Below are 20,767 nucleotides of genomic sequence, written 5' to 3'. Positions count from 1 at the left end.
CAGGTCGCCCGCTCCGTAGCGTCGGTGGTGTCATCGAGCTTCCGCCTGGGAGCCGCCGGAGCAAGACCCGTGGAGACACCTCGTGGACACCACCGTGTTCGTCCCCGTCACAGACACCGACACCCTCGCCAACGGACAGCTCGCCGTCAGGGCGCGCGGCCTGACCAAGACCTACGGCTCCGGCGAGGCGCAGGTGCGCGCCCTCGACGGCGTGGACGTCGACTTCGCCGAGGGCCGCTTCACCGCGATCATGGGCCCGTCCGGCTCCGGCAAGTCCACCCTCATGCACCTGCTGGCCGGGCTGGACAGCGCGACGGCAGGTCAGGCGTTCCTCGGCACCACCGAGATCACCGGCCTCGGGGACAAGGCGCTCACCCGCCTGCGCCGGGACCGGGTGGGCTTCGTGTTCCAGCAGTTCAACCTGCTGCCGATGTTCACCGCACGCGACAACATCACGCTGCCGCTCCAGCTGGCCGGGGCGAAGGTCGACACCGAGTGGCTCGACACGCTCGTGCGGACCCTGGGCCTCGAGCAGCGGCTCGAGCACCGCCCGAGCGAGCTCTCCGGCGGTCAGCAGCAGCGCGTGGCCATCGCCCGCGCCCTCATCGCCCAGCCGGACGTCGTCTTCGCCGACGAGCCCACCGGCAACCTGGACTCGCGCTCCGGCGCGGAGGTGCTCAGCTTCCTGCGGCGCTCCGTGCGCGAGCTGGGCCGCACCATCATCATGGTCACGCACGACCCGACCGCCGCCGCGTACGCCGACCGCGTCGTCCTCATCGCGGACGGCCGCATCGCGGGCGAGATCAGCGACCCCACGCCCGAGGCGGTCCTCGCCGGGCTCGACGCGCTGCGCTCCCTCGAGGGTCCCGTGGCCGACGACGGCACGCAGGCGGGTGCCTGATGCTGCAGATCACGCTGGCGCAGATGCGCCGCAGCTCGGGCCGGCTCGCGGCGGCCGGCATCGCCATCGTCATCGGCACGGCGTTCGTCGCCGCGACCCTGCTGGCAAGCGGGGTCATCACGCGTACCGCCTACGACTCGATCGCCGCCCGCTATGCCGACGCCGACCTGGTGGTCGGAGCCACCTGGGAAGACCCGATCACCGATGTCACCGCGCTCGGTGACGTCGACGGCGTCGCCGCGGTGGCACCGATGGGCGCCCTCGACATCGAGCTCGCGGCCGGTTCTCGGTCGGTCTACCAGAGCGCCATCGCCACGGCGGACGAGCGGCTCATGCCGCTGCAGACGACGGCAGGGTCGATGCCCGCGCACGAGGGCGAGATCGCGCTCCCGGCGGACGTCGCCGACCGCCTCGGTCTCGAGGTCGGCGAGCAGGTCGACCTCACCCGCTACCAGTCCACCGACGACGACTGGCAGCAGGTGACCGAGCAGCCGACGGTCGTCGGGCTCCTGGACGACCCGTACGGGGCGTACTCGCGGACCGGAGGTGCCGCCGTCATCGACGCCGACACCTTCGCGACGTGGGTCGCCGAGGACATGGGCGCCGATCCCGGCGCCACGGAGGTCGCCGTCGCGCTCGCCCCGGGCGCCGCCGAGAGGGCCGTCCAGGCCGCGCTGGCCCAGGTGGTGGGTGGCACCACGGACCTCGCCGACGCGCGCTGGGTGGTGCCGATCGACGAGCGGGCAGCCCATGTGGCGGCGTCCCTGACCGGCGGCGAGGACCTGATGTTCCTGATCTTCGTCCTGACGTTCGCCTCGATCGCCCTGGTGGTAGCCGGGTTGGTCATCGCCAACACGTTCCAGGTGCTGGTCGCCCAGCGCGCCCGCACCCTCGCGCTGCTGCGGTGCGTGGGGGCGAACAAGGCGCAGGTGGGGCGCAGCGTGCTCACCGAGGCCGCGATCCTCGGGGCGATCTCGTCCGCTGGCGGTGTGCTGCTCGGCATGCTGCTCGGCCAGGTCGCGCTGTGGGTGGCCCACGCGATGGACGTCTCGGTACCGCTGCCCGACGCCATCGCGGTGACCTGGCAGGTCGTGGTGATCCCCTTCGTGGTCGGCACGCTCGTCACGGTCGGCGCCGCTCTGGTACCGGCCCGGGTCGCGACCCGCGTCGCCCCGCTGGCGGCGCTGCGGCCGACCGACGCCCCGTCGGCGTCCCGCCGTGCGGGTCGGGTGCGCCTCGTGCTCTCGCTGCTCGCGGCGGTGGTCGGCTTCGGGCTGCTCGCCGTCGGTGCGGTGCTGGGCACCGTGGCGCAGGATCCCACCTTCGGGCTCCTCGCCGGGATCGCCGGCGGTGCGATCTCGTTCGTCGGCGTCGCGGTCGGCGCCGTGTTCTGGCTGCCGAGGGTCGCCGCGCTCGCGGGCCGCCTCGTCGGGGCCTCGGGTGCGACGGCACGGCTCGCCAGCGCCAACACCCTGCGCAACCCGCGGCGGACCGCGGCGACCAGCACCGCGCTGCTCATCGGTGTGACCCTGGTGGCGATGATGTCGACGGGTGCGGCCAGCGCCCGGACCTCGTTGACGGAGGCGCTCGACGAGCAGTTCCCGGTGGACGTCCTAGTCTCCAGCACGACGTACGACGACGACGGCACCGCCGTCCCGCTGTCGGACGAGCTCCGCGCGGGGATCGTCGGCACCGACGGGGTCGCGGCGATCTCCGCCGTCGCAAAGGTGGGGCTCGAGACGCCTGACCTCGTGCAGACCGAGGACGGCCAGCTCGAGACGGCTGGCGCCGCGTCCGGGGAACCCTGGACGATCGAGGTCTCCGGCGTGGACCCGCAGGCCGCTCGGGCCGTGCTGCGGAACCCGGACGTCTTCGACGGGCTGGCGCCGGGCACGATCCTCCTCGGCACGTCGTTCGCCGGGCAGATGTCGCTCGAGGAGGGTGACTCCCTGGTGCTGCGCGGCCCGGACGGCTCGGCGTCCTTCACCGTCGCCGTCAGCGAGACGGACCCGTACGCGACCTTCGTCGCCTGGGACGATCTCGCCTCCCTGGCGGGCGAGCCCCCGGTGACCGAGGTGTACGTCGGGCTCACCGACTCCGCGGATGCGGCGTCGGTGGTGGCGGCGGTCCAGGACGTGGTCTCGGACTCCGGCGCGTCCGCCCAGGTCCTCGGGATCGCCGTGGAACGTGCAGAGTACGACCGGGTGATCGACACGATGCTGGCGATCGTCCTCGGGCTGCTCGCCGTGGCGGTGGTCATCGCCCTGATCGGCGTCGCGAACACCCTGTCGTTGTCCGTCATCGAGCGGCGCAAGGAGTCGGCCACGCTGCGCGCCATCGGCCTGTCCAAGGCCCAGCTGCGCGGCATGCTCGCCATCGAGGGGCTGCTCATCGCAGGGGTCGGGGCGCTCCTCGGGATCGCCCTGGGCCTGGCGTACGGCTGGGCGGGGTCGGCGGCGGCGCTCGGAGTCATGGGCGACGTCACCCTCTCGGTGCCGTGGCGCGACGTCACGCTGGTGCTGGCGATCGCCCTGGTGGCCGGTCTGGTCGCCTCGGTGGCCCCGGCGCGCACGGCGCTCAAGGCCTCCCCGGTGGAGGCGCTCGCCGCCGAGTGACGCCCCGTGCCGGCGTCGTCCACAGGGTGTGGACGACGCCGGCAGGCGGGTGCGCGACGACGGCACGCTGGTCCCATGCCCGTCCGCCTCACCCTGCATCCCGAAGAGGACGTCGAGCTGCCCGACGGCGCCCGGCTCGGTGACCTGCGCACCCCTCTGGCCGAGCTGGCCCGCCGCCCCGAGCTGTGGCACGCGGCGTTGGAGGCCGACGGCACCCCGGTCGGCGACGACGCCGTCGTGGGCCGGCGCCCGCTGCTGCCCGGGGCGACCCTGCGGGTGGTCCGCGCCGCCGCACCGGGCCGGACCGCATCGAGCCGGGCGGCCTCGGACGTCGCCGCGCTGCGCAGCCCGTGGCTGATCAGTCCCGTCACCGGACCTGGAGCCGGGGAGACGATCCCGCTCGCGGCAGGTGGTCCCGTCGCCGTCGGGCACCCTGCCCGGAGCGCCACCGTGCGCGTCGACTCCCGCGACCGGGTTCACGTCCGACCCGGGCCACGACGGTGCCGTCCCGGCGGCCCGGCCGGGCTGCCGGGACGGTCTGTCGGTGCGCTCGTGCGCACGTCCGACGGCCGCGAGCGCCGTCGCCGCCTGCGCCTGCTGCCGCGCCGCTGGCGGCCCGACACCGTCCTCGAGGTGGACGGTACCCGGTACGCGCTGCACCGCTCCGGCGACGTCGCGGCCTGGCTCGCCCCCGAGCCGCCCGAGCGAGCCACGACCCCGCCGCTCAGCCCGGCGATGCTGCTCACCGGGCTCGTCCCCGTCCTGGGGTCGGTCGCCCTGGCCGTGACGCTGCGGCAGCCCTTGTACGCGCTGTTCTCCCTGGTCGCCGTCGTCGCGCTGGCCCCGCAGGTGGTCGCCGCCGTCCGCCGACGGCGCCGGGCGCAGGACGCGGCCCCGCCGCCCGAGATGTCCCCGGCCGGCACGGCACCGGGTCGCACGGGAGCTCGCGTGGCTGCGGCGCACCAGGCCTCCGACGTGGCCTGGCGCCGCGCCCTCGACACGCTCGGCGCGCGAGCACGTACCGGTGCGCACCGGGATGCCGCGCCGGCTGGACGGGCACCGGCCGACCTGCTGCCCGACGGTGCGCTCGCGGTGCGCGGACCCGCTGGGCTCGCGCGCGCGACCGCCCGCGCCGTCGTCGTGGACCTCGCCGCGGCGGGGGCCACGGTCGACGTGGTCGGAACAGGTCACGGGGCGTGGGCGTGGTGCCGCTGGCTGGCACCTGCCACCGCTCCCACGACGGCCGAGGCCGCGACGGCCCGGGTGCTCGTGGTCGACGCCCCGGACCAGGCCGCACGAGCCGTCGCCGACGAGGCGGCCCGGCGCGGCCACCTCGTCGTGCTGTGCCTGCCGCACGAGCCGGGAGGCCCGGAGGTGGCAGCCCCCTCCTGGTGCCGGGCGACCGTCCGGCTCGCCCCCGACGGGCTGGCGCACCGCACGGCTCCCGACGGCACCGACACCACGGGGCCGTGCGTCGGGGTCACCACGGCCTGGGCCGAGCGCACCGCCCGCCGGTTGGCCGGGCTGCGCGGCCTGCGCCGCTCGTTGGCCGAGCTCGACGCTGCCGTCCTCGCGACCACCACCGAGCCGCCGTCGTCGGACGCGGACGGCGCCGACGTGACCGACCCGGGGTTGCCCGCCGTCGTGCCGCTCGCCGACCTGCTCGACGGCACGGACCCCGCCGAGCGGTGGGCCACGGCCACCGGGTGGCAGGTGCCGCTCGGCCGCGACGCCGCCGGCACGCCGGTGACGCTCGACCTCGTCGCCGACGGACCGCACCTGCTCGTCGCAGGGACGACGGGGTCCGGCAAGTCGGAGCTGCTGCAGTCCCTCGTGCTGGGGCTGGCCCTGAGCAGGTCCCCCGCCGACCTCGCCCTGGCGCTGGTCGACTTCAAGGGCGGGGCCTCGTTCGGACGGTGCGCCGACCTGCCGCACGTCGTCGGTCAGGTCACGGACCTCGAGCCGGGGCTCGCCGGCCGGGCGCTCGCCGGGCTGCGCGCGGAGCTGCACCGCCGTGAGCGCGTCCTGGCCGAGCGTCGGGCGGCCTCGCTCGACGACGCCCCGCCGGGCACCCTGCCCCGGCTCGTGGTGGTCATCGACGAGTTCCGCGCGCTGGCCGACGACCTGCCGGACTTCCTGCCCGGGCTCCTCCGGATCGCCGCCCAGGGCCGGTCGCTCGGGGTGCACCTGGTCCTGGCGACACAGCGCCCCTCGGGCGCGGTGAGCACCGACGTGCGTGCCAACGTCTCGGCACGCATCGCGCTGCGGGTCGTGGACGCCGCGGACTCCCACGACGTGGTCGACACCGCGGTGGCCGCCCGTATCCCGGTCGGCGCCCCGGGCCGCGCGGTGCTCCGCGTCGGCGCTGCTCCGCCGGTCTCGCTGCAGTGCGCCCATGCCGGGACGCTGCCCGACGACGGCGGCCCGGTCGTGCGCCGGGCACCTGCCTGGCGCCGGTCCGCGCCGACGGGGGCCGGTGGCGACGCCGTCGTGCCCCGGCCTGCGGTGCTCGGGCGCGGCCCGGTCGACGCCGCCGTGGACGACGCGCGCGCGGCCGCCGACCGCCTCGGCCACCGACCCGGCCCGGCGCCGTGGCTGCCCGCGCTGCCCACCCGGGTCGCGGAGGCAGAGCTCCCCGCGGACGTGCCGACCTCGGGCGACGGACCCGGTGCGCTGCCGCTCGCGCTCGCCGACGACCCGGCCGGCCAACGGCGCGTGCTGGTCCGCTGGCAACCCCGGACCGGGCATCTCGCCGTCCTGGGCCCCACGAGGTCGGGCCGCACGACGGCGCTCGTCTCCCTGGCCGCGGCGGCGCTGGCACGCGGTTGGCACGTGCACGTGCTCGCCCCTCCGGCGGCGGCCCCTGCCTTCGCGGACCTGGCCGACCATCCCGGCCTGGGGACCGTGGCCGGTCCTGGCGACCCTCGACGGGCGCGCCGGCTGCTGCGGCTCCTGGACCGCGCGCCCTCGCCCGAGGCCGAGGTCCCACGGACCCTCGTCGTCGTCGACGGTGTCGAGGAGCTCCGGACGGCGCTCGCCGGACCAGGGGCGTGGGACCCGCTGGTGACCGCACTCGCCGCCGGGCACGCGGCGTTCGCCCTCACCGCCGACGCGGCGTCGGTCGGGGGTGTGGCAGCACGCGTGGGGCCACGCCTCGTGCTGCTCGGCGCGGACCAGCACGCCGACGTGATGCTCGGGGCGCCGTCGGCGCTCGCCGGGAGCGGAGGGCCACCCGGCCGCGCCGCCTGGCTGCCGACGGGCGAGCCGCGGGTCTGCCAGGTGCTCCTGCCCGGTGTGCCGACGTCCGCGGCAGGGGGTGCCGTGCCCGGCCCGGGAGTCCCGCCGGACCGGGTCCGGCCGTTGCCTGCGCGCGTGACGTGGCAGGACCTCGCGGACGCACCCGACGTTCCACGCGATCCCGGCCAGGTCGTGGTGGGCGTGGGTGGCGACGGTGCGGTACCGGTCGCCCTCGACGTGGGCGGCGGCGCCCTCGTCGTGGGCCCACGCGGTGCGGGCAGGACCACGGTGCTACGGACCGTCGTGCGCGCGCTGGCGGCGACCGGACAGCTCGCTGCCGTCGTCTCACGGGATGCCGCGCTGCGCGCCGAGGCCGGTGATCACCCGGCGACGCCGTCGACGCCGGCGGCCGTCCGGCGGCTGGTCGAGGAGCTGTCCTCCAGAACGCGTGGCTCCGGTGGTGCGGGCGGTCGCGCGCAGCCGGCGCACGTCGTCGTCGACGACCTCGACGCCCTCGCCCAGTCGTGCCCGGTGGAGGTCGAACGGCTCGGCACGCTCGTCGAGGAGCACGGGCTGGTGCTCCTCGCATCGGCGACGACGCAGGGCGCGCTCATGGCGCACCGCGGACCGTTGGCCGAGCTGCGCGCGCTGCGGACCGGCGTGGTGCTGGCACCGGGTGGGCGGGAGGCCGACGAGGTCTTCGGGACCCCGCTGGGCGACGTCGCCGACCTCGGACCCACCCGGCCCGGGAGGGGCGCGCTGGTGACCGGGGGCCGGCCCGTCCCGCTCCAGTCAGCCGGTGGTGTGCTCCAGGACAGGGCGCGTCATGAGCCCGAGGAGGACGCCCACCGCCAGCAGGAGGAGGACCAGCCCACCGAGGACTGCCGCCGGTGAGCCGCCGGTGAGCAGCGAGACGCCGATGATGCCCTGGAAGATCTGCCAGCCGGCCACCGGGGACCGACCTCGCCGTCGTCCGCGCCACAGCGCTCGGACGCAGCCGACGAGCAGCCATGCCAGGCCGAGGAAGAACACCACGACGAAGACACCGACCCCGACGTTGGTGGACCGGCCGCTCACCAGCTCGACGAGCACGGCGCCGGCGAAGGTGATCATGGCAGCCGCCTCCAGGACGACGACCACGAGGATCGCGAGGACCACGCCACGGGGCCCCTTGCGCCGAGGCGGGACCGGGCCGGTGTCGCGAGCGGGAACAGCAGAACCTGGCATGACACGCCAGGATACGGCCGCGAAGAAACTTTGTGCAGTGTGATGAAACCCTCAGGGTTCACGGGACAGAAATCTGGCCGTAACCCCTTGTGCGCACCTTCACGAGGTGTGATTCTGGATAGAGATTCCGCCCCCCGAACGATCCGCACCGGAGACGGCTGCACCTCGGCATGCCTATCGCCGAGCGCGGCCCGGGAACGATCATCGACCATTGAGGAGATGACATGGACTGGCGCCACAAGGCAGCCTGCCTCGACGAGGACCCCGAGCTCTTCTTCCCGATCGGCAACACCGGGCCTGCCCTCATGCAGATCGAGGAGGCCAAGGCTGTCTGCCGTCGTTGTGACGTCGTCGACAACTGCCTCAAGTGGGCCATGGAGTCCGGGCAGGACGCCGGCGTCTGGGGTGGCATGAGCGAGGACGAGCGTCGCGCTCTCAAGCGCCGCACCGCTCGCGCCCGCCGCGCCGGCTGAGGCTCTCGCCCACAGCATGCCGAAGGGCTCCCCCGCTCATCACGAGCGGGGGAGCCCTTTTCGGCGCCTCACCGTGCCCGCGGACACAGGCCCGCTCAGCGGTGCGACTCCACCCGCAGGTTCACCTGCAGGACCACCTGGGTGCCCCCGCCCTCGCGCGGGAGCCAGTCGATGGTGCCGCGCAGCTCGTTGATCACCAGCGTCTTGACGATCTGCGATCCGAGCCCGCTGCGGGACGCCCGGCCGAGCTCGTCGATCCCGTCGCGCATCCCGACGCCGTCGTCCGCCACGATCACGCGCAGCGACGACTCCTCCCGTTCCACGTCGATGGAGACGGTGCCCGACTCTTGCCCCGGGAAACCGTGCTCGACGGCGTTCGTCACCAGCTCGGTGAGCACCAGCGCGAGCGGGGTGGCGTCCTGAGCGGGGACGAGGCCGAACGAGCCGCTCTGCCGGGTGCTGATCTGAGCGCGCGTGGAAGCGACGTCGGCCGCGAGGCGCAGCGCACGCTTGAGCATGTCGTCGAGCTGGACGCTCTCGTCGAGCGTCTGCGACAGCGACTCGTGCACGAGCGAGATGGTCGCCACGCGGCGCATCGCCTCCTCGAGAGCCGCACGGGCCTCCGGCACCTCCATGCGCCGGGCCTGCAGCCGCAGCAGTGCCGCGACGGTGGCCAGGTTGTTCTTCACGCGATGGTGGATCTCCCGGATCGTCGCGTCCTTCGTCATGAGCTCACGCTCACGGCGACGCAGCTCGGAGACGTCGCGGCACAGCAGGACCGCACCGATCCGCTGCCCCCTGTCGGTCAGCGGCAGCGCACGCAACGACAGGGCGGCCCGGCCGGCCTCGATGTCCGTGCGCCACGGCGCCCGACCCATCACGACCAGCGGCAACGACTCGTCGACGGTGTTCTGCTGCTCGACGATCCCCGCGGTCACCTCGACGAGGGACTGTCCCACGAGCGGCCCGATGACGCCGAGGCGGTGGAAGCAGGACAGGGCGTTCGGGCTGGCGTAGAGCACCTCGCCCTCGGAGTTGAGCCGGATCAGGCCGTCACCGACGCGGGGCGCACCGCGCCGCGGGCCGGTCGCGGCGTTGGGCGACGGGTACTCGCCGCGGCCGATCATCGCGAGCAGGTCGTCCGCGGACTCGATGTAGTTCAGCTCGAGGCGGCTGGGCGTGCGCCCCGAACCGAGGTTCGTCTGCCGGGCGACCACCGCGACGGCACGCCCGTCGTGCACCACCGGCACGGCCTCCTCCCGCACCGCGTAGGCGCCGAACCAGCGGGGCTCGCGGGAGCGTTGCGCGCGCCCCTCGCTCATCGCGGCGGCGAGCTGCGGACGCTGCCCCTCGGGCGCGAAGGAACCCACGACATCGTCGTAGTGGACCGTGGCGCCGGTGCTGGGGCGGCACTGCGCCACGGCGACGAAGCGCCCGTCGGCCGTGGGCAGCCACAGCACGAGGTCGGCGAAGGCGAGGTCGGAGACGATCTGCCAGTCACCGACCAGCAGGTGGAGCCACTCGAGGTCCCCCTCGGCCAGCTCGGCGTGCTCGGCGATCAGATCACTCATGGCAGACACGCCCACCAGCGTACGGGGCGCGCCCCCGTGCGGAGGGCGCCGGTAGGGTGTGAAGCGTGCACCTGACCATCGAGCAGACCTACCCGGCGGACGTGTCCGTCGTGGCGGCCATGCTCAGTGACGCGGAGTTCGTGCGGTGGCGCGGGCAGCGGCAGGACGCGGGGGCCGCCACCCAGGTCGACGTCATCGGTGACCCCGCCTCCGGGTTCACCGTGTCGCTTCGACGCACCCTGCCGACGGACCTGATCCCCGGCCAGATCCGCCAGCTCGTCGGTGACCACCTCGAGGTGCGCCAGGCCGAGGCCTGGGAGCCCGCGCACGAGGGCAGGCACGTGGGCACGGTGGCGGTCGAGATCGCCGGCGCGCCGGTCCGCATGACCGGCTCGCTGCGCCTGGAGCCGACCGAGGACGGCGGCACGCGCCAGGTGTACGACGGCGAGGTCAAGGCGTCGCTCCCCCTGTTCGCGACCACTGTCGAAGAGGCCGCCACCGGCGCTGTCCGGCGCACCCTCGAGGCCGAGGAACGAGCCGGCCGGGAGTGGCTGCAGCGGGCCTGACCCTCGCTGCCTGCGCCCCGCGCGCATCCCGGTCGCCCCTGGATGCTGGTTACGGTTCCATCACGAGAGCGCTCCCACCATCGCCCTGACCTGCAATGACGTGCGCGGACGACATCACCGTCCGGCATCGGCGGCCCCAGAGGGCTTGACGTAACACGCTGGCAACGGAAACATCGTCCCCGGTCGTGGAAGCGCTACCACGCTGTGATGCGTTCACGCTTCCAGAAGCGTCCTTCGCATGATTCGAACCAGACAAGGGAGTCACCGTGCTCAGCAGCACCCGCCCCCGCCGGACCCGTCGCGTCGCAGCGGCCACCGCCGGCATCGCGTCCCTCGCCCTCCTCCTCGGCGCCTGCTCCGGCGACGCCGAGAACCCCGGTACCACCGAGGGCGGCGACGAGGAGATGACCGACGAGGAGATCACCCTCACGGTCGCCACCTTCAACGACTTCGGGTACACCGACGAGCTCCTGGCTCAGTACAGCGAGGAGAACCCGAACGTCACCATCGAGCACGTCAAGGCTGCCGAGTCGGGTGACGCCCGCACCAACCTGACGACCAAGCTCGCCGCCGGCGGCGAAGGGCTGGCCGACATCGAGGCCATCGAGGTCGACTGGCTGCCCGAGCTCATGCAGTACCCCACCCTCTTCTCCGACCTTCCCCCGGTCGACGGCCGGTGGGTCGACTGGAAGGTCCAGCAGGCCACCACGCCCGAAGGCCAGCTCATCGGCTACGGCACCGACATCGGCCCGGAGGCCATCTGCTACCGCTCCGACCTGCTCGAGGCCGCCGGGCTCCCCTCCGAGCGCGAGGACGTCGCCGAGTGGATCGGTGGCGAGGGCGCCACCTGGGACTCCTACTTCGAGGCCGGCAAGGAGTACACCGAGGCCACGGGCGACGCCTGGTTCGACTCCGCCGGGGCCACCTTCCAGGGCATGGTCAACCAGCTCGACGCCGCCTACGAGGACCCGGAGTCCGGTGAGGCCACCGATCTGGCCACCAACACCCAGGTCAAGGACCTGTACGACCAGGTGCTCTCGGCCGCCGTCGAGGACGACCTGTCCGCCGGTCTCGAGCAGTGGGGCGACGACTGGAGGGCCGGTTTCCAGAACGACGCCTTCGCGACGATGCTCTGCCCGTCGTGGATGACCGGTCCGATCGAGGAGAACGCCGGGAACGTCGAGGGCTGGGACATCGCCGACGTCTTCCCCGGTGGCGGCGGCAACTGGGGCGGGTCGTTCCTGACCGTCCCGGCGTCCGGTGCGAACACCGAGGCAGCCGCTGAGCTCGCCGACTGGCTGACCTCCCCGGAGATCCAGACCCAGGCGTTCGAGAACTCCGGCACCTTCCCCTCGCAGATCGAGGTCCAGCAGTCCGACGAGGTTCTGGCCTACGTCAACGACTTCATGAGCGGCGCTCCGGCTGGCGAAATCTTCGCCACCCGCGCCCAGTCGATCGACGGCGCCCCGTTCAAGGGTGCGAACTACTTCGCGATCCACGCCGAGGTCCAGAACGCCATCAACCGCGTCGACCTCAACAACGACGACCCCGAGAAGTCCTGGGAGACCGCGGTCACCGACGCCCAGAACGTCATCCAGTGACGACGTCACCCACCCAGGTGTGAGGCGTCAGCCGCCCCACACCCTCCAGTGAGACACCGTGTCGGGCCGGTCGCCATCCGGCGGCCGGCCCGACACGTGCCCAGCCCCGCCCCACGGAGAGACGTACAGGAACTGCTCATGGCCCTCTTGTCCCCCACCAAGCCCGCGCACGCGCGCGGCGGACCCGACCGTCCACCACGACGGCTCGGATTCTCCCAGCGGCTCGGCCGGCTGGACGTCAAGCTCTCGCCGTACCTGTACATCTCGCCGTTCTTCCTGCTCTTCGCCGTCGTCGGCCTGTTCCCGCTCGTCTACACGGCGATCGTGAGCCTGTACGACTGGAACCTGCTCGGCGGCCAGGGCGACTTCGTCGGCATGGCGAACTACGTCGCCGTGCTGCAGCAGCCGCTGTTCTGGAAGTCGGTCGTCAACACCTTCTCCATCTTCCTGTTCTCGTCCGTGCCGCAGGTGATCATGGCGATCACCATCGCCGCGCTCCTCGACCAGAACCTCCGCGCCGCCACCTTCTGGCGCATGGGCGTGCTGGTGCCGTTCGTCGTCGCGCCGGTCGCCATCTCGATGATCTTCGGTCGCCTCTACGCCGACCAGTACGGCTTCATCAACGAGGTGCTCGGCCTCGTCGGAGTCGACCCCGTCGCGTGGCACGGTGACCGCCTGGCCAGCCACTTCGCGATCTCCACGATGGTCAACTACCGGTGGACCGGCTACAACACCCTGATCTTCCTCGCCGCGATGCAGGCCGTCCCACGGGAGCTTTACGAGGCCGCGGTCATCGACGGCGCCGGACGCGTCCGCCAGTTCTTCTCGGTGACGGTCCCCCAGATCCGCGCCACCGTCATCTTCGTGGTCATCACCTCGACCGTCGGTGGCATGCAGATCTTCGACGAGGTCCGCATGTACGACGCGCAGGGCCTCGGTGGCCCGAACCGCGACTGGATGACCACGGTGGTGTACCTGTACGACGTCGCCTGGGGCAACCAGAAGAGCTTCGGGCGCGCGGCCGCCGTCGCCTGGCTGCTGTTCCTCCTCATCGTCCTGATCGGCATGTTCAACTTCCTCCTGACGCAACGCATCGCCACCGGCGGCGGGCGCGGGCCGAAGGTGAGCCGCCGACACACCAAGAGGCTCCTGGCCGAGGCCAGAGCCGCGGCCGCGAGCCACGACGGGGCGGTCCCGTCCGCCGCACCCGGCGGCACGCCGGGAGCAGGACAAGGTTCACCACCACCCCCACCGTCGATCCCGCCCGTGCCGCCGCCTGCCGGCACGCAGAGCCCGAACCCCGGGGAGGACGTCCGATGAGCTCCGTCGCCGTCACCGCGCAGACCGCTGGCGCCAGCGCCGCCCGAGCCGCCGCCAAGCGTCGTTCCCGCGGCAGAGCACCGGTCGGCGGTTCCGCCCGTCGCGCCGGCAAGGTCACCTACATCCTGCTCGGCGCGGTCCTGCTGATCTCGATGTTCCCGCTGTACTACACGCTGCTGCTGGGCTCGTCCGACCCGACCTCCATCGCACAGAGCCCGATCCCGCAGTGGCTGCCGGACGCGAGCCTCTTCACGCAGTTCGCCACGGTCATCACCGACTCCAACATCAACTTCTGGCTGGCGCTGTGGAACTCCACCCTCATCGCCGTGATCTCCTCGGCGTCGGTCGTGCTCTTCTCCACCCTGGCCGGGTACTCGTTCGCCAAGCTGAACTTCCGTGGCCGGGGGCCGCTGCTGGTCTTCGTCATCGCCACGATGGCCGTCCCGGTCCAGCTCGGCATCATCCCGCTGTACATCCTCATGGCCGAGATCGGCTGGTACGGCAAGGTCCAGGCCGTCATCCTGCCCGGCCTGGTCACCGCGTTCGGCGTGTTCTGGATGACCCAGTACCTCTCCGAGGCTCTGCCCTACGAGCTCATCGAGGCCGCTCGCGTCGACGGGGCCTCGATGATCCGGACCTTCTGGTCGATCGCGATGCCGGCCGCGCTGCCTGCGGCGGCGATGCTCGGGCTCTTCCAGTTCGTCCAGCAGTGGACCAACTACTTCTGGCCGTCGATCATCCTCACCAACGAGAACCCCACCCTGCCGCTGGTCGTGCGATCGCTGCAGGCCAACTACTTCGTGGACTACTCGCTGGTGATGGGTGGCATCTTCCTCGTCACGCTCCCGCTGCTGGTGCTGTTCTTCTTCGTCGGCCGCCAGCTCGTGGCCGGGATCATGGCTGGCGCGGTCAAGGGCTGACACGCACACTCGAAACAGAGGTCTGTCCGGACGTCCCGGACGTCCGGACAGGCCTCTCCTCCGACAGGGAAGTACAGCTGAGATGACTCTGAGCATGCAGGGCGCCGGAGCCCGCACCGCCGCACCAGGGACGGCTGTGCCGTTCACGCCGTCGGCCCCGCTGGCGACGCCGACCAGCACCGGACGCATCGAGTTCCCCGACGGATTCCTGTGGGGCGCCGCCACGGCCGCCTACCAGATCGAGGGCGCCGGGGCGGAGGACGGTCGTCTCGATTCCATCTGGGACACCTTCTGCCGGATCCCGGGCGCCGTGCACCACGGCGACGACGGTATGGTGGCCTGCGACCACTACCACCGGTACCGCGAGGACGTGGCGCTCATGAAGAGCCTCCACCTCGACACGTACCGCTTCTCGGCGTCGTGGGCCCGCGTCGTCCCGGACGGCAGGTCGGTCAACCCGCGCGGCGTCGACTTCTACTCGCGCCTGGTCGACGAGCTTCTCGGCGCCGGCATCATGCCCTGGCTCACGCTGTACCACTGGGACCTGCCGCAGGCCCTCGAGGACCGCGGCGGGTGGCCCGCGCGGGACACCGCGTACCGGTTCGCCGACTACGCCGACGTCATGGCCGACGCGCTCGGCGACCGGGTGCCGGTCTGGACCACGCTCAACGAGCCGTGGTGCTCGGCCTTCCTCGGGTACACCGCCGGGTCCCACGCCCCGGGCAAGAAGTCGCCGGAGCTGGGGCTGGCCGCAGCCCACCACCTCATGCTCGGCCACGGGCTGGCCGTGGAGGCGCTGCGCGACCGCGCCCCGCAGGCGTCGCTCGGCATCACGCTGAACTTCACCGTCTCGGACCCGGTCGACCCGACCGACCCTGCCGACGTCGACGCCGCCCGGCGTGACGACGGCATGTTCAACCGCATCTTCCTCGACCCGATCCTGCGGGGCGCGTACCCGCAGGACATCCTGGTCGACGTCGCACACCTGGGTCTCGCCGAGCACATCCGGCCCGGAGACCTCGAGATCATCTCGACGCCGATCGACGTGCTGGGTGTGAACTACTACAACGGTGGGGCCGTCGCGGCCACGCCGCAGGCGACGGACGGTGCGCAGGGCACAGCCGGTCCCGACGGCGAGCGCGAGCACGACACCACCGCTCCGGTGTGGCAGACCCGTTCGCCCAACCCCGTCCCCGAGGGCGTCCACCCGCACAGCCGCGGTCTCCCGACGACGGACATGGGCTGGGAGGTCCAGCCAGAAGGTCTCACCCGGCTGCTGACCCGGCTCCAGGAGGACTACACCGGCCCCCGCGGCACCGCGCTCTTCGTCACCGAGAACGGAGCGGCCTTTCCCGACGTCGTGGAGCAGGACGGCACCGTCGACGACCAGGACCGACTGGCGTTCCTCGACGCGCACCTGCGCGCCCTGAAGGTCGCGATCGACGCCGGCGCCGACGTCCGTGGGTACTTCGCCTGGTCCCTCATGGACAACTTCGAGTGGGCACTCGGCTACGCCAAGCGCTTCGGCCTGACGCGCGTGGACTACGAGACCCAGGAGCGCACCGTGAAGTCCTCGGGTCGCTGGTACGCGGACGTCGCCCGGGACAACGCCGTTCCGGCCCGCGGTTGAGCGAGAGGTAGTCTCCGATCGTGGTCACGAAGCACATCGTTCCGACGCTCGACGACGTCGCGCGCGCCGCCGGGGTGTCCCGGTCCACCGCGTCCCGCGCGATCAACGGGGGCGACCGTGTGTCCCCCGAGGCGCAGCAGGCCGTCGACGCCGCCATCCTCCGCCTGGGGTACGCACCGAACCGGGCGGCCCGGTCCCTCGTGACACGTCGCACGGACTCCATCGCGCTGGTCGTACCCGAGCCGGACGCCCGCATCCTCACCGACCCGTTCCTCGCCGGCGTGGTGCGTGGCGTCAGCGAAGGCCTGGGCGGCACCGACCTGCAGCTCGTGCTGCTGCTGGCACGGCAGGGCGAGCGGCCCGGACACATCGCGCGGTACCTCAACAGCGGCCACGTCGACGGCGTCATCATCGCGTCCCACCACAAGGACGACCGCCTCGAGCCCGAGCTGCGCTCGGGGACCCTTCCGGGGGTCTTCGTCGGCCGCCCGTTCGACAGCGCCGGCCTGCACTATGTCGACGTCGACAACGCGGCGGGTGCCCGGGTCGCGACCCAACGGCTGGTCGACCGCGGCTGCCACAGGATCGCGGCGCTCACCGGCCCGCAGGACATGACGGCCGCGCTCGACCGTCACGAGGGCTGGCGGCGCACCCTGACCCGGGCCGGTCTGCCCACCGACGCGGTGGCGACCGGGGACTTCACCGTGGAGGGCGGTGCCGCGGCGATGGAGCGTATCCTCGCCGAACACCCTGACATCGACGGCGTCTTCGCCGCCTCCGACCTCATGGCGGCCGGTGCGCTGCAGGTGCTGCGCGCCCACGGCAAGAACGTGCCCGACGACGTCGCGATCGTCGGGTTCGACGCTCTTGGCGCGGAACGCACGACGCCGCGGCTCACCACGGTGCTGCAGCCGGTGGTGGAGATGGTGGCGGCGGCGACGTCCACGCTGCTCGACATGCTGGCCGGCGAGGACGTCCACCCCGAACCCCGCATCTTCGTCCCACGCCTCGTCGAGGGCGACTCCGCCTGACCACCCGGCGAGCAGGAGGTTGCGCCCGCTTTCCCTGAGGAATGCGGGCGCAACCTCCTGCTCGGCGAGCGGCGGGCGGCGGGGTCAGTCGCGCAGGTGGCCGTAGCGGTGCTTCGTCCGGCTGACCGCCTGCTCCCGCAGGAAGGTCAGCAGCTCGCGGCGTCCGGCGGCCAGGACCGGGCCGTCCAGCACGGTCACCTCGCCCGGCCGGCCCGCGGCCGCCTCGCGCAGTCCCGGAGCCGACCCGACCACGCGGATCCGCCCCGTCACCCGGCCCTCGGCGACGGCCGCGGCGAACTGGGCGTGGGAGACCGGCTCCTCGTGCGGCACGCCCCACCCTGCGTCGGCCTCCGGGACGACGACGGCACGCACCCCGGCACGCCGGGCACCGGCCAGGACACGGCGCACCTCGACCGGCAGCGCGTCGTCGCCGACGCGGACGGTCACCTGGTCCACCGCCCGGTACCGGAACGTGTTCTCCTCGACGCTCAGCCCGGTCTTGTCGTGCTCGACGCCGAACTCGCTCGCCCAGGCGGCGTCGTCCGACGCCTCGGCCCAGGTGAGCCATCCCTGCGGGTCGTCGCCGCGCGGCGGCGGGCCGTCGGCCGCCGCCGGGCCGTCGCTCCACGTGCCGAGCTGGGCCACGTAGTTCGGGCCACCGGCCTTGGCGCCGGGACCCACCACGGAGGCCTTCCAGCCCCCGAAGGACTGGCGCTGCACGATGGCTCCGGTGATGTGCCGGTTGACGTAGGCGTTGCCGACCTCGACGCGGTCGAGCCAGGTGGCGATCTCATCGGAGTCGAGCGAGTGGATGCCACCGGTGAGGCCGAACGACACCTGGTTCTGGATCGCGAGCGCCTCGTCCAGCGTCGCGGCGCGCATGATGCCCAGCACGGGTCCGAACACCTCGGTGAGGTGGAAGAACGAGCCGGGCACGACGCCGTCGCGCAGCCCGGGCGTCCACAGCCGGTCCGGGTCCAGGCCGGCCGACGCCGCCAGCTCGTCGAGGCGGCGTGGCTGCACCAGCCAGGTCTCCCCCGGCTCGAGTGTCGTGAGCGCCCGCTCGAGCTTGCCGGCGGCAGGCTCCGTGAGCGGACCCATCACGGTGGACAGCGACGTGGGCAGCCCCACGGCGAGCGACCTCACCGAGTCGACGAGCTGACGGCGGAACCGTTCGCCCGTGACGGTCGTCGGGTCACCGACGGAGCCGACGAGGATCACCAGGGACGCGGCGGAACACTTCTGCCCGGCGTGACCGAACGCGCTGCGGACGACGTCCGCCACCGCCAGGTCGAGGTCGGCCGACGGCGTCACGACCAGGGCGTTCTTCCCCGACGTCTCGGCGAGCACCGGACGCTCCGGGCGCCACCGCGCGAACATCTCGGCGGTCTCGATGGATCCGGTCAGCAGCACACGCGCCACGTCCGGGTGCGTGACCAGGTGCCTGCCCAGCTCGCCGTCGGGGACCCGCAGGTACTGCACGGCGTCGCGCGCGACGTCCGGCGCCAGGCCGAACTCGGGCGCCACGGCCTCCAGCGCCTCGTGGACGCACTCCACCGCGAGCTCGAAACATCGGGGGGTCGGCGGAGCGGGCTTGGCGAGCACCGTCGAGCCCGCCGCGAGCGCCGCCAGTACGCCGCCGATGGGGATCGCCACAGGGAAGTTCCACGGCGGGGTGACGAGCGTGACGCCGTCGGGCGCGAAGTCGGCGCCCTCGACGCCGTCGAGCGCCTCGGCGGCCTCCGCGTAGTAGTTGGCGAAGTCGACGGCCTCGGTGACCTCGGGATCGGTCTCGGCAACGGTCTTGCCGACCTCGTGCACTGCGGTGGCGACCAGCTCGCCACGACGGTCCTCGAGGCGACGCGCAGCCTCGCGCAGCACGCGGGCGCGCCCGGCGGCGGGCACCGCGGCCCATGCCTCGCGGACCTCGACGGCCCGGGCGACGGCGGTGTCGATCGTCGCGACGTCGCCGACCTCGGGCGCCTGGACCGGGACGTAGCCGTTGTCCGGCCCGACGATCTGTGCCGCCCACTCGCGGTGCGCGGCCACGGCCGGGTCGGTGTCCATCGCGTTGCGGAACCATCCTCCCGCCCCGGTAGTACCTGCGGCATCGCGGTAGTCCCCCGCGGGCACTTCCTCGCGGCCGGGGGTACTACCGGGCGTGAAGCGGGAGCGGCGACGCGGCGTGACGTCGTCGGCCACGTAGTCCACGCCGTGCGTCACAGAGGCCCGGAACGCGATCTCCTGGCGGTCCATCGGCGTGCCGGTGACGCCGGGCACGGACTTCGGCGGGGCGAAGGACGCGTGCAGGAAGTTCTGCTCGGCGGCGTTCTCCTCAAGACGGCGCACCAGGTAGGAGATGGCCACGTCGAAGTCCTCGTCGCGGACCGCGGGCGTGTAGAGCACGACCTCGCCGCCGTCCTTCGCCACCTCGGCACGGACGAGCCGGGCCTCGATCGGCGCCATGCCCTGCAGCATCTCGACGTCGAGTCCTTCGCTGACGCCGCGACCGCGCGCGAGCAGCACGGCGAGCGCCACGTGGAACAGGTTGTGGGAGGCGACGCCGAGCCGGACGGCCGCCGTCCGCTCCGGGGTGAGGTGACGGTCGAGGATCCGCACGTAGTTGGCGTCGACGTCGGGCTTGGTGGGGTACGGCGCGGCGGCCCAGTCGTGCAGCTCCGCCTCGACGTGCTCCATCGCGAGGTTCGCGCCCTTGACGAGACGGACCTTGATCCGCGCACCGCCCGCCCGCACGCGACCCTGCGCCCAGTCGGTGAGCTCGTCCAGCGCGTCCATCGCGTCGGGCAGGTAGGCCTGCAGGACGATCCCGGCCTCGAGGTCGCGGAACTCCTCGCGGTCGAGCACGTCGCGGAAGACAGCCGTGGTCAGCGCGAGGTCCTTGTACTCCTCCATGTCGAGGTTGAGGAACACCCCGTGGTCGCGGGCCGCCCGGTACAGCGGCAGCAGCTGGGCGACGACGCGCTCGCGCGACCCGTCGAGGTCCCAGGTGACGAGCTGGGCGGCCACGGACGAGACCTTGATCGAGACGTAGTCCACGTCGTCGCGCCGGACCAGGTCGAGGGTGCGCTCCAGGCGAGCCTGGGCCTCGTCAGCCCCGAGCACGGCCTCGCCGAGCAGGTTGACGTTGAGCGTGTAGCCCTCGGCGCGCGTGCGCGCGAGGTGCTTGCCCAGGCCGCGACCGGCGTCGGCGACGAGGTGACCCACGAGCTGGCGCAGCCGCACGCGCGCGGCGGGCACCACGACGGCGGGCAGCAGCGGCGCGACGGCGGCGCCGACCCGGAACAGGGTGCGGTCGACCGGGGAGAGGAAGCTCGCGCTCCCCGCGTCGCGTCCCAGGCGCGCGAGCGCCTTGGCCGCCACCCGGACGTCATGCGGCCGGGCGACGTCGTCGACGAACCCGACGGCCAGCTCGAGGCCGGCCGGGTCGGCGACCAGGTCACCGAGCCGTTCGGCGGTAGCCCGCGTACGACGGTCGGCGCGGGTGGTGGCGCCACCGGCCCCTTCGGCGGTGGCGATCCAGGAGTGCGCGAGGGCGACGGCGTCCTCGACCAGCGCCGCGGCCTCGATGCGGGCCGGGCGTCCGGCGACGGCGGTGGCGGCGCCGCGCTCGTTCAGATGGGTGCTCATCCCTCCAGGATGCTCCCGATCCACCCT

General features: G+C 73.1%; 13 protein-coding genes. 10 read left to right on the top strand and 3 right to left on the bottom strand.

What is annotated here, in order from left to right:
• Positions 1–82: 82 nt before the first annotated feature.
• From PZC42_RS07625 to PZC42_RS07615, 3 genes are all read left to right on the top strand, one after another.
• Positions 83–901, top strand: coding sequence for an ABC transporter ATP-binding protein (locus tag PZC42_RS07625; RefSeq protein WP_277209648.1), 819 nt, complete (start codon positions 83–85; stop codon positions 899–901).
• Complete coding sequence (locus PZC42_RS07620) at positions 901–3,516, top strand: ABC transporter permease (protein ID WP_277209646.1); 2,616 nt, start codon at positions 901–903, stop codon at positions 3,514–3,516. Before PZC42_RS07625 ends, PZC42_RS07620 begins: the two co-directional genes overlap by 1 nt.
• Positions 3,517–3,591: 75 nt before the next feature.
• Entirely contained in the window at positions 3,592–7,647 is a 4,056-nt protein-coding gene (locus PZC42_RS07615; RefSeq protein ID WP_277209644.1) for an FtsK/SpoIIIE domain-containing protein, read from the top strand.
• Here PZC42_RS07615 and PZC42_RS07610 read toward each other — a convergent pair.
• A complete protein-coding gene (locus PZC42_RS07610) occupies positions 7,546–7,980 on the bottom strand; it encodes a hypothetical protein (RefSeq protein ID WP_277209642.1) in 435 nt (144 codons plus the stop codon). The two genes, PZC42_RS07615 and PZC42_RS07610, sit on opposite strands and share 102 nt — an antisense overlap.
• Positions 7,981–8,204: 224 nt before the next feature.
• Between PZC42_RS07610 and PZC42_RS07605 the strand changes: the two genes are divergently transcribed.
• A complete protein-coding gene (locus tag PZC42_RS07605; RefSeq protein ID WP_106267737.1) occupies positions 8,205–8,453 on the top strand; it encodes a WhiB family transcriptional regulator in 249 nt (82 codons plus the stop codon).
• Positions 8,454–8,548: 95 nt separating this feature from the next.
• Here the strand turns inward: PZC42_RS07605 and PZC42_RS07600 are convergent, their stop codons facing one another.
• Complete coding sequence (locus tag PZC42_RS07600; protein WP_277209993.1) at positions 8,549–10,024, bottom strand: sensor histidine kinase; 1,476 nt, start codon at positions 10,022–10,024, stop codon at positions 8,549–8,551.
• A 65-nt stretch (positions 10,025–10,089) separates the two neighbouring features.
• Here PZC42_RS07600 and PZC42_RS07595 point away from each other — a divergent pair, with 65 nt between their 5' ends.
• From PZC42_RS07595 to PZC42_RS07570, 6 genes are all read left to right on the top strand, one after another.
• On the top strand, positions 10,090–10,590 hold the full coding sequence (locus PZC42_RS07595) for a DUF2505 domain-containing protein (RefSeq protein ID WP_277209638.1): 501 nt from the start codon (positions 10,090–10,092) through the stop codon (positions 10,588–10,590).
• Between the two features lie 266 nt (positions 10,591–10,856).
• Positions 10,857–12,191, top strand: a complete 1,335-nt coding sequence (locus tag PZC42_RS07590) for an ABC transporter substrate-binding protein (protein WP_277209636.1) — start codon at positions 10,857–10,859, stop codon at positions 12,189–12,191.
• Positions 12,192–12,329: 138 nt separating this feature from the next.
• A complete protein-coding gene (locus PZC42_RS07585) occupies positions 12,330–13,511 on the top strand; it encodes a carbohydrate ABC transporter permease (RefSeq protein WP_277209634.1) in 1,182 nt (393 codons plus the stop codon).
• Positions 13,508–14,431, top strand: coding sequence for a carbohydrate ABC transporter permease (locus tag PZC42_RS07580; RefSeq protein ID WP_277209632.1), 924 nt, complete (start codon positions 13,508–13,510; stop codon positions 14,429–14,431). Before PZC42_RS07585 ends, PZC42_RS07580 begins: the two co-directional genes overlap by 4 nt.
• Before the next feature lie 82 nt (positions 14,432–14,513).
• On the top strand, positions 14,514–16,061 hold the full coding sequence (locus PZC42_RS07575) for a glycoside hydrolase family 1 protein (RefSeq protein WP_277209631.1): 1,548 nt from the start codon (positions 14,514–14,516) through the stop codon (positions 16,059–16,061).
• A gap of 17 nt (positions 16,062–16,078) precedes the next feature.
• Positions 16,079–17,092, top strand: a complete 1,014-nt coding sequence (locus PZC42_RS07570) for a LacI family DNA-binding transcriptional regulator (RefSeq protein ID WP_438802935.1) — start codon at positions 16,079–16,081, stop codon at positions 17,090–17,092.
• Positions 17,093–17,176: 84 nt separating this feature from the next.
• Here PZC42_RS07570 and PZC42_RS07565 read toward each other — a convergent pair whose 3' ends face one another.
• The gene (locus PZC42_RS07565; RefSeq protein ID WP_277209629.1) at positions 17,177–20,740 is read right to left on the bottom strand and encodes a bifunctional proline dehydrogenase/L-glutamate gamma-semialdehyde dehydrogenase; all 3,564 of its coding nucleotides are present in this window, start codon (positions 20,738–20,740) and stop codon (positions 17,177–17,179) included.
• Between the last annotated feature and the right edge of the window lie 27 nt (positions 20,741–20,767).

Source organism: Isoptericola croceus, from assembly GCF_029382255.1.
In the GTDB taxonomy this organism is placed as follows: Bacteria; Actinomycetota; Actinomycetes; order Actinomycetales; family Cellulomonadaceae; genus Isoptericola; species Isoptericola croceus.
This window is presented reverse-complemented; position numbering and strand designations above follow the sequence as displayed.

Excerpts from the sequence above, each read along its gene's own strand:
- PZC42_RS07620 (WP_277209646.1), top strand. The coding sequence starts at position 901 with ATGCTGCAGATCACGCTGGCGCAGATGCGCCGCAGCTCGGGCCGGCTC.
- PZC42_RS07615 (WP_277209644.1), top strand. The coding sequence starts at position 3,592 with ATGCCCGTCCGCCTCACCCTGCATCCCGAAGAGGACGTCGAGCTGCCC.
- PZC42_RS07610 (WP_277209642.1), bottom strand. The coding sequence starts at position 7,980 with ATGCCAGGTTCTGCTGTTCCCGCTCGCGACACCGGCCCGGTCCCGCCT.
- PZC42_RS07605 (WP_106267737.1), top strand. The coding sequence starts at position 8,205 with ATGGACTGGCGCCACAAGGCAGCCTGCCTCGACGAGGACCCCGAGCTC.
- PZC42_RS07600 (WP_277209993.1), bottom strand. The coding sequence starts at position 10,024 with ATGAGTGATCTGATCGCCGAGCACGCCGAGCTGGCCGAGGGGGACCTC.
- PZC42_RS07585 (WP_277209634.1), top strand. The coding sequence starts at position 12,330 with ATGGCCCTCTTGTCCCCCACCAAGCCCGCGCACGCGCGCGGCGGACCC.
- PZC42_RS07580 (WP_277209632.1), top strand. The coding sequence starts at position 13,508 with ATGAGCTCCGTCGCCGTCACCGCGCAGACCGCTGGCGCCAGCGCCGCC.
- PZC42_RS07575 (WP_277209631.1), top strand. The coding sequence starts at position 14,514 with ATGACTCTGAGCATGCAGGGCGCCGGAGCCCGCACCGCCGCACCAGGG.
- PZC42_RS07565 (WP_277209629.1), bottom strand. The coding sequence starts at position 20,740 with ATGAGCACCCATCTGAACGAGCGCGGCGCCGCCACCGCCGTCGCCGGA.